Annotated in this window: 16 protein-coding genes; 2 read left to right on the forward strand and 14 right to left on the reverse strand. The window is 65.7% G+C overall.

The genetic code is table 11. The features are described from left to right. Nucleotides 1–14: 14 nt before the first annotated feature. From JWS14_RS19280 to JWS14_RS19315, 8 genes are all read right to left on the reverse strand, one after another. Entirely contained in the window at nt 15–1,040 is a 1,026-nt protein-coding gene (locus JWS14_RS19280) for an NAD(P)-dependent alcohol dehydrogenase (protein ID WP_072942590.1), read from the reverse strand. Further along, nucleotides 1,037–1,780 carry an iron-sulfur cluster assembly protein gene (locus tag JWS14_RS19285; protein ID WP_206014113.1) on the reverse strand — a complete coding sequence of 248 codons (744 nt, stop codon included), beginning with the start codon at nt 1,778–1,780 and terminating at the stop codon, nt 1,037–1,039. The genes JWS14_RS19280 and JWS14_RS19285 overlap by 4 nt, the downstream gene beginning before the upstream one ends. After that, complete coding sequence (locus JWS14_RS19290; protein ID WP_072942593.1) at nt 1,777–2,829, reverse strand: amidohydrolase family protein; 1,053 nt, start codon at nt 2,827–2,829, stop codon at nt 1,777–1,779. Before JWS14_RS19290 ends, JWS14_RS19285 begins: the two co-directional genes overlap by 4 nt. Before the next feature lie 65 nt (nt 2,830–2,894). Next, nucleotides 2,895–3,941 carry a zinc-binding dehydrogenase gene (locus JWS14_RS19295; protein ID WP_206014114.1) on the reverse strand — a complete coding sequence of 349 codons (1,047 nt, stop codon included), beginning with the start codon at nt 3,939–3,941 and terminating at the stop codon, nt 2,895–2,897. A gap of 117 nt (nt 3,942–4,058) precedes the next feature. Next, complete coding sequence (mimD, locus tag JWS14_RS19300; protein ID WP_072942597.1) at nt 4,059–4,400, reverse strand: propane 2-monooxygenase effector subunit MimD; 342 nt, start codon at nt 4,398–4,400, stop codon at nt 4,059–4,061. Then, nucleotides 4,397–5,503 carry an aromatic/alkene monooxygenase hydroxylase subunit beta gene (locus JWS14_RS19305; protein ID WP_072942598.1) on the reverse strand — a complete coding sequence of 369 codons (1,107 nt, stop codon included), beginning with the start codon at nt 5,501–5,503 and terminating at the stop codon, nt 4,397–4,399. Before JWS14_RS19305 ends, mimD begins: the two co-directional genes overlap by 4 nt. Nucleotides 5,504–5,554: 51 nt before the next feature. Next, on the reverse strand, nt 5,555–6,598 hold the full coding sequence (locus tag JWS14_RS19310) for an FAD-binding oxidoreductase (RefSeq protein ID WP_072942600.1): 1,044 nt from the start codon (nt 6,596–6,598) through the stop codon (nt 5,555–5,557). Nucleotides 6,599–6,683: 85 nt separating this feature from the next. Then, nucleotides 6,684–8,318: a ferritin family protein gene (locus JWS14_RS19315; RefSeq protein WP_072942602.1), complete on the reverse strand. Its 1,635-nt coding sequence runs from the start codon at nt 8,316–8,318 to the stop codon at nt 6,684–6,686. Nucleotides 8,319–8,616: 298 nt separating this feature from the next. Here JWS14_RS19315 and JWS14_RS19320 point away from each other — a divergent pair, with 298 nt between their 5' ends. Further along, nucleotides 8,617–10,089 (forward strand): catalase, encoded by a 1,473-nt coding sequence (locus JWS14_RS19320; RefSeq protein WP_206014115.1) that lies wholly within the window; start codon nt 8,617–8,619, stop codon nt 10,087–10,089. Here JWS14_RS19320 and dmpG read toward each other — a convergent pair. Genes dmpG through JWS14_RS19335 form a run of 3 tightly spaced genes read right to left on the reverse strand, consistent with a single transcriptional unit; the run spans nt 10,072 to nt 12,883 of the window. Next, entirely contained in the window at nt 10,072–11,103 is a 1,032-nt protein-coding gene (gene dmpG, locus JWS14_RS19325; RefSeq protein ID WP_206014116.1) for a 4-hydroxy-2-oxovalerate aldolase, read from the reverse strand. The two genes, JWS14_RS19320 and dmpG, sit on opposite strands and share 18 nt — an antisense overlap. Then, entirely contained in the window at nt 11,100–12,071 is a 972-nt protein-coding gene (locus JWS14_RS19330) for an acetaldehyde dehydrogenase (acetylating) (RefSeq protein WP_072942606.1), read from the reverse strand. The genes dmpG and JWS14_RS19330 overlap by 4 nt, the downstream gene beginning before the upstream one ends. After that, nucleotides 12,068–12,883, reverse strand: coding sequence for a 2-keto-4-pentenoate hydratase (locus JWS14_RS19335; RefSeq protein WP_072942608.1), 816 nt, complete (start codon nt 12,881–12,883; stop codon nt 12,068–12,070). The genes JWS14_RS19330 and JWS14_RS19335 overlap by 4 nt, the downstream gene beginning before the upstream one ends. An 87-nt stretch (nt 12,884–12,970) precedes the next feature. Here JWS14_RS19335 and JWS14_RS19340 point away from each other — a divergent pair, with 87 nt between their 5' ends. After that, nucleotides 12,971–13,765, forward strand: coding sequence for an IclR family transcriptional regulator (locus JWS14_RS19340; protein WP_072942609.1), 795 nt, complete (start codon nt 12,971–12,973; stop codon nt 13,763–13,765). Nucleotides 13,766–13,846: 81 nt separating this feature from the next. Here the strand turns inward: JWS14_RS19340 and JWS14_RS19345 are convergent, their stop codons facing one another. From JWS14_RS19345 to JWS14_RS19355, 3 genes are all read right to left on the reverse strand, one after another. After that, nucleotides 13,847–14,491: a dihydrofolate reductase family protein gene (locus JWS14_RS19345; RefSeq protein ID WP_095865414.1), complete on the reverse strand. Its 645-nt coding sequence runs from the start codon at nt 14,489–14,491 to the stop codon at nt 13,847–13,849. Nucleotides 14,492–14,580: 89 nt separating this feature from the next. After that, nucleotides 14,581–15,414: an aldo/keto reductase gene (locus JWS14_RS19350; protein WP_072942612.1), complete on the reverse strand. Its 834-nt coding sequence runs from the start codon at nt 15,412–15,414 to the stop codon at nt 14,581–14,583. After that, entirely contained in the window at nt 15,411–16,160 is a 750-nt protein-coding gene (locus JWS14_RS19355; protein ID WP_072942614.1) for an SDR family NAD(P)-dependent oxidoreductase, read from the reverse strand. The genes JWS14_RS19350 and JWS14_RS19355 overlap by 4 nt, the downstream gene beginning before the upstream one ends. Between the last annotated feature and the right edge of the window lie 146 nt (nt 16,161–16,306).

Consider the following 16,306-nt stretch of genomic DNA (forward strand, 5'->3'; position numbering starts at 1 on the left):
GAGAATGCGGCGTGCTACGGGACGAGAATCGCCCGGCCGCGCACCCGCCCGGCATCGAGATCGTCGAGGGCTTGCTGGAAGTCCTCGAGCCGGTACCGGGTTGTGTGCAACGTGACCTTGCCCTGGGCGGCAAGGGTCATGAGCTCCTGGAGGTCGTTGTAGGAGCCGACGAGGTTTCCGATGAAGTTGATCTCGGTGGAGATCACATCGATGGTCGGGACGTCGATGTTCTCGCCGTATCCGACGACGTAATAGTTCCCGGCGCGGCGCAGCATCGCGATGCCTTCCCGGGTGGCGCCGCCTTCGCCGACGAAGTCGACGACGGCCTCGGCGCCGTGTCCGCCGGTCAGGTCGAGTACCTGCTGGATGTGGGTGCCGTCGGCGACGATGCCGTGGTCGGCACCGATCTTCACGGCCAGTTCGACGGCTTCGGGGTTGCGGTCGAGCACGACGACGGTGACGCCGGAGATGGCTTTGAGGACCTGGATGCCGATGTGGCCGAGGCCGCCGGCCCCGATCACCACGCAGACGTCCCCGGGCCGGGTCGTGTTCGCGGCCTTGGCAACCGCGTGGTACGCGGTCAGGCCGGCGTCGGCGAGTGCGGCGACGTCCGCCGGTTCGAGCGTGTCGTCGATCTTCACGACGCTACGGGCGGTGGTGCGCAGGTACTCGGCGTAGCCGCCGTTGACGTCGATACCGGGGAACTGGCTGTTCTCGCAGTGGACGTCGTCACCGAATCGGCATGCCCGGCACAGCCCGCACGTGATCAGGGGGTGCAGGATCACCTTGTCGCCGACCGCGACGTTGGTGACGGCATCGCCGACGGCGTGGACCCAGCCGGCGTTTTCGTGGCCGATCGTGTACGGCAGCGCGACACCGGATTTCTCCTCCCACTGCCCCTCGAGGATGTGCAGATCGGTGCGGCACACGCCTGCGCCGCCGATGCGCACGACGACGTCGAGGGGGCCCTCGACCGTGGGTTCGGGAATGTCGGTGAGCTGCAGTTTGGTGTGGTATCCCACCACTTGCACGGCCTTCATCGCGGGCTCCTGGTTCTGAGGTTGGTGATTCGCGGTGTGGCGCCGACGGATTCGGTGTCGGCGTAGCGGGTGGCGAGCAGGCCGCGGCAGAAGTGGGCGTTGCCCTCCATCGAGATGCGCACCGATTTGGCGAAGCGCAGTCGCAGCGGCACCGATTCCGGGGGGATGCGCTTGCCGTCGTCGTCGACGAACACCCGACTGGCCGGGCAGATGCTCAACCCGATGCCGATCCGGCGGCGCAGCAGCGCGGCCTTGGATTTTCCCGAAGCGAGGTCGCTGAGAGTGAGCCGGTAGATCTCGTTCACACCCAGATCGGTGGTCTTCAGGTGCGCCTCCACGCAGCGTTCCATCGCGGCGGCGTGCGCCTTGGACCGGAACGTTCGGCGCAACTCGTGCAGACTGTCCTCCGCCTCGGAACCGAACGTCCCGACGTATCCGGCGTCGGCGGCGAGGCCGGCGTTGATCTTGTCGCTGTCGTGATGGTCGTCGAGCAGCACCCGCACCTCACCGATGTCCTCGATCAGACGCAGCGCGTCGAGGGAATCGGAGGCCATGAGGTAGGCGAAGTTCGGCGAGCAGAACGCGGTGGGCAACCGCAGGTGCACGGTGACCCCGTCGTCGTCGAGGGTGACCGACCGGACGAACCCGAGATCGGTGATGGGTTCGTCCAGTTCCGGGTCGCTGACCGTCGACAGGGCCATCAGGACGTCCTCTTCGGTGCAGACGACGGCGGCGGTCATGACGGTACGGATTCCGGCTCTCGCGCCCCGGCGGCGGCCTCCACACCTTCCTGCCCGGCCGGTTCGGCCAGTTGCAGGTCGGCGGGAACGTCGATGTCGTACAGCGCTGCCGCGTTGAGGCCGAGAATCTTCTGCTTTTGCTCCACGGTGATCGGGGCGTACTCGCTCTGCATGTCCTCGGGGATCTGGAAGTCGACGAACTTCTCGATCAGCCACTTCGGGGTCCACAGCGCGTAGTCGCTGCCGAAGAGGATCTTGTCCTCGCCGATCCAATAGAGCAGTTCGCCGATGATCTGGGCGAAATAGCGGGGCCGGGTGTGGATGAACGGCAGGGCAACGGCCAGGCCACCGTACACATTCGACTCCTGGGTGGCGATCCAGCAGAAGTCCTCGAGCCGCGGCAGGCCCACGTGCTCGACGACGAATCGCAGGTCCAGGTAGTCGGTGGCGACCTTGTCGACGTCGGAGACGTCGAACGCGTCGCGGTCCAGGGGACGGATCGTCGGGCCCTTGTGGACGTGAATGTTCTTGATCCCCAGCGTGATGCACTCTTCGAGGTAGCGCCGCGACCACGGGTCGTCGAGTTTGTAGCCGCGGGAGTCGCCGTGCCATTCGGCGGTGTAGAGCTTGACGCCCTGCAGGTTCATCCGGTCCGCGTCCCTGCGGAGCTGTTCGAGACCGGCTTCCTCGTGACGCGGGTCGTAGGCGTGGTTGTAGGTGAGCTTGCCCGGATTCTTTGCGACCAGGGCCAGCGCTTCGTCCGTCTGCCCGAATCCGTTGTGGTAGAAGTCGCTCAGCAGGGTGGCCTGGAAGATCGCGTGGTCGACGTATCCGTCCACGAAGAGGTCGCGCTCGAAGCGTTCGCTGCCGTAGTACGTGTAGGTGTCGTAGTCCCACACGACCTCTTCGGGGCTGAGGTTCTTGTGGTAGTCGTAGAAGCAATCGATGAACTGTTTGCCGTGCACGTTCTTCTGGTTCGACTCGCGGCCGTCCCAGATATGCACGTGCCCGTCGACGATGAAGTACTTTTCGCCGTTCTTCTCATACATGCTGGAGTCTCCAATGCTCGGGAACTATTGGTACAGAATTGACTACGGAACTCCCGTAGCGGCATTCATCGGCTGATGGTCACCTTCAAGGCATCGTGTGAGTCCGCGTGCGCGAAGACGTCGTACGCGTCGATCATCTGGTCGAGACCGAAGGAATGAGTGCTGAAGGCGCCGGCGTCGAGTTTGCCGTTGGCCAGCAGGTCCAGCAGGGTCGGAATGGTGGTGCCGTTGACGAGTCCCGTGGTGATCGTGATGTTGTTGATCCACAGGTCTTCGAGATGCAGGTCGACGGGCTTGCCGTGCACACCGACGTTGGCAATGCGACCTCCGGGACGCACCAGCGTTGTGCACAGTTCGAAGGTCGCGGGAATTCCGACCGCTTCGACCACCACATGTGCGCCCAGACCATTGGTGAGTTCGAGAACTCGGGCGCGGACGTCCTCGGTGCCGCTGTTGATCGTCTCGTCGGCACCGAAACTCAGTGACCGCTTCAGTCTCGCCTCGGAGAGATCGACCGCTACGACGGTGGCGGCGCCGTAGAGACCAGCGGTACGGATCGAGGCGAGCCCGACCGGTCCGACACCGACGACGACAACGGTGTCACCCGGTTGTACGTGACCGTTCTGCACACCGATCTCGAATCCGGTGGGCAGAATGTCGGCCAGGAAGATGGCCTGCTCGTTGGCGACGGCGTCGGGCAGCACATGGACACTGGTCTCGGCGTACGGCACGCGAACGTACTCGGCCTGCGTGCCGTCGATGAGGTGTCCGAAGATCCAGCCGATACCACCGACCGAGGCGCAATGTGAGGGCATGGCGGTCTTGCAGGGACCGCACTTACCGCAGGAAGTGATGGCCGGCACCAGTACTCGGTCCCCGATCGCGAGCGACGTCACCGCCGACCCGACTTCGGTGATGACGCCGACCGCCTCGTGCCCGAGCACGCGGCCGGGGATGACGGCGGGCACATCTCCCCCGAGAATGTGCAGGTCGGTACCGCAGATCGTGGTGGTATCGACGCGGACCACTACGTCAGTGGGGTCGATCAGGCGTGCGTCGGGCACATCGGTCCACGACATCGTGCCCGTACCTTGGAACACAAGTGCTTTCACAGTGATCTCATTCTCTGAGGGGTTGGCGAAGCAGCCACCGCTTCCCGGGTTGCCTCTCGGTCAACCGGCGCCGCCCACCACTGTTCGGTCGGCGGCGTCGGCCCGGACAACTGCGGTCTAGTGCTCCGTGAGGTCGAATCCGATGTACTCGGCGGCATCCTCGGGGCTGGCGAACAGTAGGGTCTTCTCGTCGAGGTGGACCATGCGCCCGTAGTGGGTGGAGCTGATCTCCTCGAAGATCGAGCCGTCGAAATCCTGCCCCAGGGCGTCGGTCAGTTCCTCGTAGTCGAAGTCGAGCAGCTTCTGGCCGTCGACGCGGATCATCGACGGGTACTCGGTCAGCTCCACACCGTCCTTCGCGCCCATCACCTCCGCGACGACCCGGCCGATCGGGGTGTTCATCAACGTGACGCCGCACATGTTGGAGAACTCGGTGGACGATCCGAATTGCATGCTCACTGGTCCAACTCCTTGGGGATGTCGAGCCCGATCTCCTCGAGCAGGGAACGGAACTTCGCCGTGGCGGCGTCGAGACTGTCGGCGAAGGTGACAGCCTTGTCGGCGGGCTGCGACCAGATCGGTTGCAGCGCGCGGGCGGCGTCGAGGCAGCGGGGCACCCAGGTGGCCAGCCACGTGCCGAACAGTTCCTTGTTCGACTCACCGTGCTCGGGGTCGCGGGTGAGCAACCGGAACAGGTTACGGGTGTACGCGAGGTCGCGGTCGTAGTCGTGCTCACCGGTGCCGACGATCGTGGGGGTGATGTAGTCGCCGTTGCCTGCGGCGATCTGCATGACCAGTTCCGTGCGGAACAGCGAACCGACCAGCTGTTCGAAGACGATGTTGGAGCCGAACAAAAGCTCACACCAATCCGGAACGGCGGTGAGCCGCTCGACGACCTCCCGGGTCGGCTGCCACTCGGGCGCCGACTGCCAGACGGCCTTGTGCGCGTCGCCGTCGAAATCCTCGGTGGCCTCGGACAGGTCCAGGTTGAACAACGCCAGGTCCTGGGCGAAGCGCATCTTGTGGGCGGCATTCACCGCGACGGCCGTGTTGATCATGTTGGTCGGCCCGGACCGCTGGATGGACGTGAAGACATGCAACGCCAAACCGTTCTCGGCATGCATCCACGCGCCGAGATTGCGGGAGATGAACGTCAACCAGGGGGTGTTCCAGGCGTCGTAGACGCGGGCGCGCTTGGCGTTGGAGAGGCACAATTCGACCTGGTGGACGACCTTGGAGTTGTTGCGAAAGATCGTCTGGTCCCACTCCTCGTTCGGGTCGAGGAAGGCATGCCAGTTCGACGACTTCGCGACGGTCCAGTCCTGCGGATATCCGCCCGGTCCATTGCCGAATCCGTAGATCCACCCCTGGGAGAGGTGGCGGTCCGGGTCGGGTTGGACGTCGACGGTCACGTCCTCGTACATCGTGGACCGCTTCTTGGCCGGCGTGTAGTAGTTGAACGTACGGCTGCGGGAGCTGGGGAACTCCAGCGCACCGGCTTCGGAGTCGGTGAACTCGATCTTCGGAAAGCTCCGCTGCTTGGGCTCGGAGGTTGCGGTCATCTCGTTTCTCAGTTCTGTCGGGGAAAGAGGGCTGTGAATTCCTGTGGTGGGCTACTCGAAGGCGGGGCTGGTGAACTTGTCGTAGAAGATCTGATCGCTCGGGGTGCCGGTGGCCTCGAGCAGGGCGAGCGCCGCGTCGACCATCGGTGGTGGTCCGCAGAGATAGACCTCGGTCTTGCCGATGTCCGGTTCGCGGCGGCTCACGACGTCGGTGACATTGCCTTCTTCGACGACGATCGACCCCGCCGGCTGTGGGACCATCGATTCCGACAGGCAGGCCACGAACGTGAAATCCGTGAGTCCCTCTCCGAGTCGGAGAATCTCGTCGACGTAGAACAGGTCGGCGGGCGTCCGGGCACCGTAGTAGAAGTGCACCGGTCGGGTATTGCCCGTCTCGCTCATGTGCCGCAGGAGTGAGAGGACGGGGGCCATTCCGGCTCCGCCGCCGATCAACACGATCGGCAGGACGTGACCTTCCTTGAGGGTGAACGACCCGTAGGGACCGGTCAAGCTGATCTCGTCGCCGACCGAGATGGCATTGTCGAGCAGCCCGGCGAACTTTCCGCCCGGATACTTCTTGATGAGGAATTCGATATGGCCGGGTGTCGACTGTGTCGTTGCCATCGAGAAGGACCGATGTTCCTCGGTCCCCGGGATCTTCAGGTCCGCGTACTGGCCGGGCCTGAACTCGTAGGCGGCGGGTTCGACGGGCTGCAATCGCAGCGAGACGATGTCCTTGGTCATCGACTCGATCCCGGTCACCTGGGTGCGTACATCCTGGATGGGGACACCGCCGAGGAGTTCGTCCTCGTCGAAGTTGAGCAGCTCGATCGTGCAGTCGCTGTACGCGGTTGAGCGGCAGAGCAATACCATCCCCTCGTCGACCTCGGATTCGTTGCACGCAAATGTCGAGTAGTTCTCCATCTGGATGTCGCCGTCCAGGACGAACGACTTGCAGGCCGAGCACCGCCCCTCGCGGCAGCCGTGCATCAGGTGGATGCCTTGCCGGAATGCGGCGTCGAGGATGTACTCGTCTTCGCCAACTTCCATCTCGATGTCGACGGGCTCGAAGTTGATACGGTGCTTGTCGGCCACGGGGGATTCTCCTGGGCTTGTGAAGTGAATGGTGAAGCGGTGGGTGGCGCCGGAAGTGGCCGCGGCGCCACCCACCGAGCCTGGATCAGGCAGGAACGGTGCTGCCTGCGCGGTACGCGGCGATGTGAGCGTCGCGTTCGGCGTCGGACATCTGGTTCAACAGCACGTTCGGGCTCTGGAAGGTGTTGCCCCGCACGTCGTCGAGGGTCCACAGCTTCTTCGGGTCGTCCAGATCGAGGTGCGGCTGACCGACCAGGGTCTTGCCGTCGTCGCGGACGTAACCGAGATCGGAGACGATGTCGGCGAGGTCCTTGCCGTGGTGCAGGGTCTCCCATTCACGGAACCCGGTGAGCCGTCCCATGTTCGGGGTCGGCTTACCCTGGTATTCCTCACGGAACGCGACGGCGTCGGTCCAGTAGCAGGTTTCCGAGCAATAGGTCCGCCACTGGTTGTCTACCTTCTCGACGACCATGTCTTCGCGGATGAGGGCGGGCACCATGCAGGTCCAGCACCGGTGCGGGTACTGGTACCCGACCTCTTCGAATGCGATCGGCTTGTTGCGACCGGGGTAGGCGAGCCGGTTGTACTCCTCCCACCACTTGCCGTACTTCGAGTACCAGCCCGGGTACTTGTGCTCGAACCACTCGAAGTCCTTGTCGGTCATGGCATCGATACGCCAGTAGTTGACCGGCCAACCGGTGGCGAAGAACCGGGCCACCTCGTGGACGTAACCCTTGTCCGTGATGCGCTTCCACGCCTCCTCGACCAGGTCGTGCGGAATCGTCAGGCCGTACTTCTCGAGCGGGATGAGGTAGCTGCGGTAGTAGTCGTCGTAGATCCAGCGACGCCACATTTCGGCGTAGCTCTCCCGGTCCTTGCGGCGGTCCTTGGTGCCGTATTCGATGAAGGTGCCGATTGCGGCGTCGACGACGCAGTGGTTGTTCCACCATGCGTACCGCAGGTCGCGTTCGAGCAGTGGGCGATTCCGCTCGTCGGCGAGGGCCATCAGCAGGATCGAGTAACCGTTGGAGATGTGCCGCGACTCGTCGGACTGCACCGAGTGGAAGACGGTCGGCAACAGGTAGTCACCGTTGGCGGCGGCCTCGTCGGGCATGGCGACGAACAGGGTGTTCGTGAACGCGGTCTCGGCGACCACGGTCAGGTAGATGTTTGCCGAGGTGATCGCGTCACCGGTGATGAATCCTTCGCCGAACTGCCGGCCGATGGTGCCCGCGTAGTTGTTCGCGAACGCCTTCTCCGTCATGTCGAACCCGGCCGGGTCGATGTAGTTGTTCATGTACAGCTTCTTGAGGTTCATCTGAATCGTCGAGTGACGCACCTCGTCGATCATCTGCACCGCGAGACCGTTGTGGATCTCCGGGTTGGGGACGGCGTCGATGGCCATCGGCATCGCTCGGGCGGCCGAGATCTCGGGGAACGGAATGATCGACAGGAACAGCTTCTGCCATTCGAGCCACCGTTGCTGCACCTGGCGGAACATGTTGCCGCGGATGGCACCGTCCATGGCGCCGTACACGCGGTTGTCCTTCTCCTCCTCCATCGGGAAGTAGGACCGCATGATCTGCTTGAGAGGATCCTTCTTCGGAGCCTTCTCGAAGGTGTAGTCGGTGCCGAACCGGGTGGCCGGGGTTGCGAATGTCGGATCCCAGGACAGTTCGGTGATCTTCGCGTGGGCCTTTGTCAGGCTTTGCCTACTCAATGTGCGCCTCCTGGATCAAGAGCCGGCCGGGTGCCGGCTGCGGGGGACGTTGTGCAATGAATTGAACCGTGTGACCCAGCTCTCGACCGTCTCAGTGTGAGACGGCTATCACATCCAGGCGTGGCGGGTGACGGGCGACGGGCGACGATCTACCGCACGATCCGCGAGTTCGGCATCGTGTTCCGAACGGGCTCACCGGGGGATGTCAAATTGAGACGCCATCGCGCTCGGTCCTGAGGGAAGCTCTCGCCGAACCACATTCACCCGACCAGCGCCGGGTGACAGACAGGAGAAATCGATGACCAACCCGAACGGACTCACCACCGTCGCCGGTGCACCGGTACCCGACAACCAGAACAGTCTCACCGCCGGCGCGCGCGGTCCGATGCTCTTGCAGGACGTCTGGTTCCTCGAGAAGCTCGCGCACTTCGACCGCGAAGTCATCCCCGAACGCCGGATGCACGCCAAAGGCTCCGCCGCCTTCGGCACCTTCCGCGTCACCCACGACATCACCGCGCACACCAATGCCGACGTCTTCTCCGAAGTCGGCAAACAGACCGAGATCTTCCTGCGATTCTCCACCGTCGCGGGCGAGCGCGGCGCCGCCGACGCCGAACGCGACATCCGCGGCTTCGCCGTCCGCTTCTACACCGCACAGGGCAACTGGGACGTCGTCGGCAACAACACCCCCGTCTTCTTCTTCCGCGACCCCCTCAAGTTCCCCGACCTCAACCACGCGGTCAAACGCGACCCGAAGTCCAATCTTCGCTCGGCGCAGAATAACTGGGACTTCTGGACCAATCTCCCCGAGGCCCTGCACCAGATCACCATCGTGATGTCCGACCGCGGCATCCCCGACGGCTACCGGCACATGCACGGCTTCGGCTCACACACCTACTCGTTCGTCAACGACGCCGGGGAACGCTCCTGGGTGAAATTCCATTTCCGCACCCAGCAGGGCATCAAGAACCTCACCGACGAAGAAGCCGCCGTCGTCGTCGCCGGCGACCGCGAGTCGGCGCAGCGCGACCTCTTCAACGCAATCGAGGAGGGCAACTACCCGAAGTGGACCCTCTTCGTCCAGATCATGCCCGAAGCGGACGCCCAGACCTACCGCTACCATCCCTTCGACCTCACCAAGGTGTGGTCGAAGAAGGATTACCCCCTCATCGAGGTCGGCGAACTCGAACTGAACCGCAACCCGGAGAACTACCACGCCGACGTCGAACAGGCGGCGTTCTCCCCGGCGAACATCGTTCCCGGCATCGGATTCTCCCCGGACCGCATGCTCCAAGGCAGACTGTTCTCGTACGGCGACGCCGCCCGCTACCGCCTCGGCGTCAACCATCACCAGATCCCGGTCAACTGCCCGAGAGGCGCAGCGCACGTCAATTCCTTCCACCGGGACGGTGCCATGCGAGTGGACGGCAACCAGGGCAGCATCCCGAGCATCGAACCCAACTCCCACGGCCGGTTTGCCGACCAGCCCAGCTACGCCGAACCGCCGCTCGGAGTGGGTGCCGTCGCCGACCGGTTCGACTACCGCGCAGACGACGACAACTACTTCGAACAGCCCGGGAACCTCTTCCGCAGCATGAACGCCGAGCAGCAGACTGCACTGTTCGAGAACACCGCCCGCGCCATCACCGGGGCGTCGGTGGCCGTCATCGAACGCCACATCGCCCACTGCACCCAAGCCGATCCCGCCTACGGCGAAGGTGTGCGCCATGCGCTCCGCGCCCGTGAGTACTTATTAACCGCCCGTGGTTAACAAGTACTCACGGGTGCGAAGCACATCGAGGGCGATGTCGGTGATCATGTCTTCCTGTCCGCCGACGAGGCCGCGTTTGCCGACTTCTTGGAGGATGGTGCGGACGTCGATGCCGTAGTTCTTCGAGGCGGTTTCGGCGTGCCGGAGGAAGCTGGAGTAGACGCCGGCGTAGCCGAGGGTGAGGGTTTCCCGGTCCACGCGCACGGGCCGGTCCTGCAGGGGCCGGACGAGGTCGTCGGCGGCGTCCTGCAGCGCAAACAGGTCGGACCCGTGCTCCCAGTCGTGGAGGTTGGCGACGGCGACGAACGCTTCGATCGGGCAGTTGCCGGCGCCGGCGCCGTGCCCGGCGAGGGAGGCGTCGACGCGGGTGACGCCTTCTTCGACGGCGACGACACTGTTCGCGACGGACAGCGACAGGTTTTCGTGGGCGTGGATGCCGATCTGGGTGCCGGGGTCGAGGATGTCGCGGTAGGCGCGGACCCGGTCGCGGACACCGTTCATGGTGAGCCGGCCACCGGAGTCGGTGACGTACACACAGTGCGCCCCATACGATTCCATCAACTTCGCCTGCTTGGCGAGGTTGTCGGCGGGGGTCATGTGGCTCATCATCAGGAACCCGGAGACGTCCATGCCGAGTTCGCGGGCCTTGGTGATGTGCTGGGCGGCGACGTCGGCCTCGGTGCAGTGGGTGGCGATCCGGATGGAGCGGACCCCGAGCTTGTGGGCCTGTTCGAGTTCGGCGATGGTGCCGATACCGGGCAGCAGCAGGGTCGTCAGGGTGGCGTGGGTGAGGTTGTCGGCGGCGGCCTCGATCCACTCCCAGTCGGTGTTGGAGCCGGGCCCGTAGTTGAGGGAGCCGCCGGCGAGACCGTCGCCGTGCGCGACCTCGATGGCGTCTACCCCGGCGGCGTCGAGGGCGGCGACGATCCGGCCGACGTCGCTGGGGGTGATGCGGTGCCGGACGGCGTGCATGCCGTCACGCAGGGTGACGTCCTGGATGTAGAGCTTGGTCATGGTGCGACCTCCGCGGGGATCGTGTTCTGGATGCGTCGGGCGATGGATTCCGCGGTGCGCAGGGCGGCGGAGGTCATGATGTCGAGGTTGCCGGCGTAGGCGGGCAGGTAATGGGCGGCGCCCTCGACCTCGAGGAACACCGACACCTTGGTGGTGACCGGTCCGGTGCCGTCGGGGAGCAGGGTGTGGACGGGTTCGCCGTCGGGGATCGGGGTGAACTGGACGTCCTGCTTGAGCCGGTACCCGGGCACGTACTCGGCGACGCGGGCGGCCATCTCGGTGATCGAGGCGCGGATGGCGTCGTGGTCGGCGTCGCCGATGAGGGCGAGGACGGTGTCGCGCATCAGCAGGGGTGGTTCGGCGGGGTTGAGGACGATGATCGCCTTGCCGCGGGCCGCGCCGCCGACCTGTTCGATGGCGTGCGACGTGGTTTCGGTGAACTCGTCGATGTTCGCCCGGGTGCCGGGGCCAGCGGACTTCGACGCGATGGACGCGACGATCTCGGCGTAGGCGACCGCGGTGACGGCGGAGATGGCGGCGACCATGGGGATGGTGGCCTGCCCGCCGCAGGTGACCATGTTGACGTTGTCGACGTCCCCGTCGAGGTGCTGCTCGAGGTTGACCGGCGGCACCACGTACGGGCCGATCGCGGCCGGGGTGAGGTCCACCAGCTTCTTCCCGTAGGGGGCGAGGGCGGCGACATTGGCCCGGTGGGCCCCGGCGGAGGTGGCGTCGAAGACGATGTCGATGTCGGCGAAGGTGTCGAGGGCGATCAGACCCCGGACGCCGTCTGCGGTGGTCGGGACGTTCAGGCGGGCGGCGCGGGCGAGGCCGTCGGAGTTCGGGTCGATGCCGACCATCGCGCCCATCTCGAGGATGTCGGAGTTGCGCAGGACCTTGATCATCAGGTCGGTGCCGATGTTGCCGGAGCCGATGATCGCGACCTTGATCGTGGGGGTCTCGCTCATGAGTGGGTGCCCTTCGAGAAGGTGGCGGTGACGGTGCCGAGGGTGGACAGTTCGGCGCGGACGGTGGTGCCGGGTGGGGTGGGGACCATCGGGCCGAGGGCGCCGGAGAGGATGACCTGCCCGGCGCGCAGCGGTTGCCCGTACTCGCGGGCGGTGCGGGCGAGCCAGGCCAGGGCCTGTAGGGGGTCGCCGAGGCAGGCGGCGCCGGTGCCCTCGGAGACGAGTGCGTCGCCCGAGTACAGCCGCATCACGACGTCGCGGGGTTCGAATTCGTCCAGGGTGAGCCAGTTCTCGCCGAGGACGTACAACCCGGAGGAGCCGTTGTCGGCGACGGTGTCGGTGATGGTGATGTCCCAGTCGGCGATCCGCGAGTCGACGATCTCCAGCGCGGCGGCGGCGCGGGCCACGGCGGCACGGATCTGGGTGTCGTCGAGGTCGCCGTCGATCAGGTCGGCGCCGAGCACGAACGCGATCTCGGCCTCGGCCTTCGGTTGCAGCAACCGGCCGCTGGGCACCTCGGGCAGGGCGGTGACGTCCATGTCGGCGAACAGCACCCCGAAATCGGGCTGGTCGACGCCGAGCTGCTGCTGCACGGCGGGGGAGGTCAACCCGATCTTGCGGCCGGTGACCGTCCCCCCGGCGGCGAGACGCCGGTCGGTCAGCAGCTGCTGCACGGCATACGCCGCGCCGATGTCGGTGGTCCCGAGCAGGTCCCGCACGGGCGCACACGGTCGTGCGGTCGCGGCCGTGAGCCGCTCCGCGGCGGCCTGAATCGACGAATTCGGGAGGGCCGTAGAGGTAGTGGGTGGCATCGATGACCTCGCTGTGGGCTGGTTCGAGTGGGACGTTGCGCGCGTTGCTGCTTGTACTGTGCTGGGCCGAATGGGGATACTCAACGAATGAGTCCCGTAGAACGGAACACTTCGGCAGCGGGTGACGAGCCGACGTCGGTGGTCCGGCGGATATCGGATCTGCTCGCGGCGTTCGGTCCCACCGACACGACGCTGGGTGTCAACGAGTTGACCCGGCGCACCGGGATCCCGAAGGCGACGGTGTCGCGGCTGGTGAAGGAGATGGAGGGCGTCGGGTTTCTCGAGCGCAGCGGCGTCAAGGTAGGGCTCGGACTGCGGCTGTTCGAACTCGGGGAACGGGCGTCGCGGCGACGTTCGGTCCGGGAGGTGGCGCTGCCGTTCCTCGCCGACCTGCGGGAAGCGACACGGCAGACGGTGCACCTGGCGATCCTCGACGGGGCCGAGGTGGTGTACGTCGAGATCCTCCCGGGGCGGGATGCGCCGTGGCTGCCGTCCGGCGTGGGTGGGCGTCTCCCCGCACACGCGACGGGGGTGGGCAAGGCTCTGCTCGCGGGATCACCGCCCGCGGCGTTCGAGGCCGTGGTCGCGGCCGGGCTGTCGCGGGTGGGTCCGCGCACCATCACCGCGCCCGGAGCGCTGGTACGTCAGTTGCGGCGGATCGCGTCGACCGGCATCGCGTACGAGCACGAGGAGTCGGCACCCGGCGTCGCGTGTGTCGCCAGTGCCGTCCGCGTCGACGACGGTCCGCCGGTGGCCGCCGTCTCGGCGTCCGGGTGGATCGGCAAGGTCGACATCCGGCGCGTCGGGCCCGCCGTGCACACCACCGCACTGAGCATCACACGAGCGCTCACCGAGGTCGGGGATCGAAGTACCGGTCGGTGAGGTCGGCGCTGGAATCAGCCGGCCGGCGACAGCAGGACGAGTAGGGCCCTCGTCCCTCGGCCATATCGAAGTGCGCCTGTGTCACTTCCGCCAGAACAGGTGGTGGGTCACGCCGCTCGGGCTGGGCACGACGTCGCAGTGGAACCGGTCGAGCAACTCGTCGGGAGATTCCCAGAGTCGCGCCCCGGATCCGAGTTCGATCGGTGACACCACCACGTGCAGGGTGTCGACGAGGTCGGCGTCGAGGAACTCCCGGATGGTGGTCGCCCCGCCACCGAGCCGGACGTCCTTACCCTGCGCCGCCTCCCGCGCCTGCTCGAGGACCGTGGCCGGATCGGTGTCGACGAAGTGGAACGTGGTGTCGGAGAGCGTGAACGACGGACGGACGTGGTGGGTCAGCACGAATACCGGGGTGTGGAACGGGGGTTCGTCGCCCCACCAGCCGCGCCACTCGTAATCCGCCCAAGGCCCGCGATGCGGACTGAACTTGTTACGGCCCATGATCTCGGCACCGATATTGCAGTCATAGTCGCGGATCAAGTAGTCGTCGAGGCCGCGGCTCCCGCCGGGGCCGGTGCGCATGTGCCAACTCGCCGTGGCACCCGCCCACGCGAACAGGACACCAGGGTCGGCGTGACCGAACGGCCTCTCGAAGCTCTGGCCGTCACCGGCACCGAACCCGTCACGCGACACGTTGAAGTTCTGGACCCTCAGCAGTTGACTCATTCGGTTCCTCCTGCGCTCTCGACGATGGTAACGAGGAAGAGACTCCGAGGGCAGGACAAACTCATCGGCGCGGGTTCCTGGGGCCTGGTTCAGTGGACGTCGTCGGGGTGAGGTCCTGTTCGCTCGTTCCGGTCCAGTGCCGTGATCTGCGCGATCTCGTCGGCGTCGAGCGCGAAGTCGAACACGTCGATGTTCGCGCGCATTCGTTCCGGTGAAGACGATTTCGGCAGAGGGATTGTGCCGCGCTGCAGATGCCACCGCAGCACGAGCTGAGCGAGGGACACGTCGTGCCGGCGTGCGAGTTCGGTGAGTACCGGATTCTCCTGCAGCCGGCCACGGGCGAGTGGTGCCCATGCCTGGGTGTGGATGCCCAGGCTCCGGTGCAGTTCCACCATCGGCTGCTGGGGGAGCAGTGGATGTATTTCGATCTGGTTCACCATCGGACGCACGGCGGCGACCTCGAGCAGCCGGTCCAGGTGATCGGCCTGGAAGTTCGAGACTCCGATCGCCCGGATCCGTCCGGCGGCGTGGAGTTGTTCGAGTGCCCGCCACGTGTCGAGGTACGCGCCACGAGCGGGGGCGGGCCAGTGGATCAGGCACAGGTCGACGTAGTCCAGGCCGAGGCGGGCAACGCTGCTCTCGACGGCGTCGAGGGTCGACTGGTAACCCTGGTCCTCGTTGGAGACCTTGGTGGTCACGAACAGTTCCTCGCGGGGCACACCGGAATTGGTGAGAGCACGACCGAGGGAGCGTTCGTTGCCGTACATCGGAGCGGTGTCGAAGGCCCGGTACCCGGCCGCCAGTGCGTGCCGGACGGTGGTGCACATGGCGTCGTCGGGAATCTGAAACACCCCGAATCCGATGGCGGGCATCACGACCCCGTTGCTCAGGGTGACCGACGGAATCGTCGTTGCTTCGGTCATGTGATCGAGTACCCTCCGTCGACGGGCAGCACGACGCCGGTGACGTAGCGGGCGGCGCCGGAGACGAGGAAGAGCACGACATCGGCGACGTCGTCACCGTCGGCGAACCGCTGCAACGGAATCCGGCTCAGCTTCTGGGCGCGGAACTCCTCCTGGCCGAGCACCTCGGCGGTCATCGGGGTTTCGATGTAGCCCGGCGCGATCGTGTTCACGCGCACGCCCTGCGGCCCCAGTTCGACCGCCAGGCCCTTGCCGAGTTGGGTGAGCGCCGCCTTGGTCGCACCGTAGGGCACGATGCCGGGCACCGCGCGGTCGGCGGACAGCGAGGCGATGTTGACGACACTGCCGCCCGACGCGATCAGCGATTTCATCGCCTGCCGGGTCAGCCGGTACACGGCCGACAGGTTCACGTCGACCAGCCGCTGCCAGCCGTCCTCCTCCACATCGATCGCGGGGGTCCGCAGCTGGATGCCTGCCGCGTTGATCAGGATGTCGAGGCTTCCGGCCACCTGCTGGGCGAGGTCGACGGCGGATGCGCTGAAGGCTGGATCGGTGAGATCCCCGCACAGCCCGTGCCCGCCGATCCCGTCCATGACCTCGGTGATCTTCGGGTCGGCGTCGACTCCCACCACCACGACGCCCTGCGCCGCGAGCGCCCGGGCGATAGCGGATCCGATTCCTCCGGCCGCGCCGGTGACGATGGCGGCCTTGCCCTTCAGTTCGGTGACCTGTGTTGATGCGCCCACGGTGTGGCTCCCTTCGGGTGGCGCGGCGACGGCGAACAATGCCGACCCAGTCGCGCCGGAAAATGCTTTCAGTGAATGAACTGAGACTCAATACGGTCTAGACCTTGCTATTCATCACAGTATATCGTGATCCATACTTCAGCAAG

The sequence above is a fragment of the Rhodococcus koreensis genome (assembly GCF_017068375.1).
GTDB lineage: Bacteria > Actinomycetota > Actinomycetes > Mycobacteriales > Mycobacteriaceae > Rhodococcus_F > Rhodococcus_F koreensis.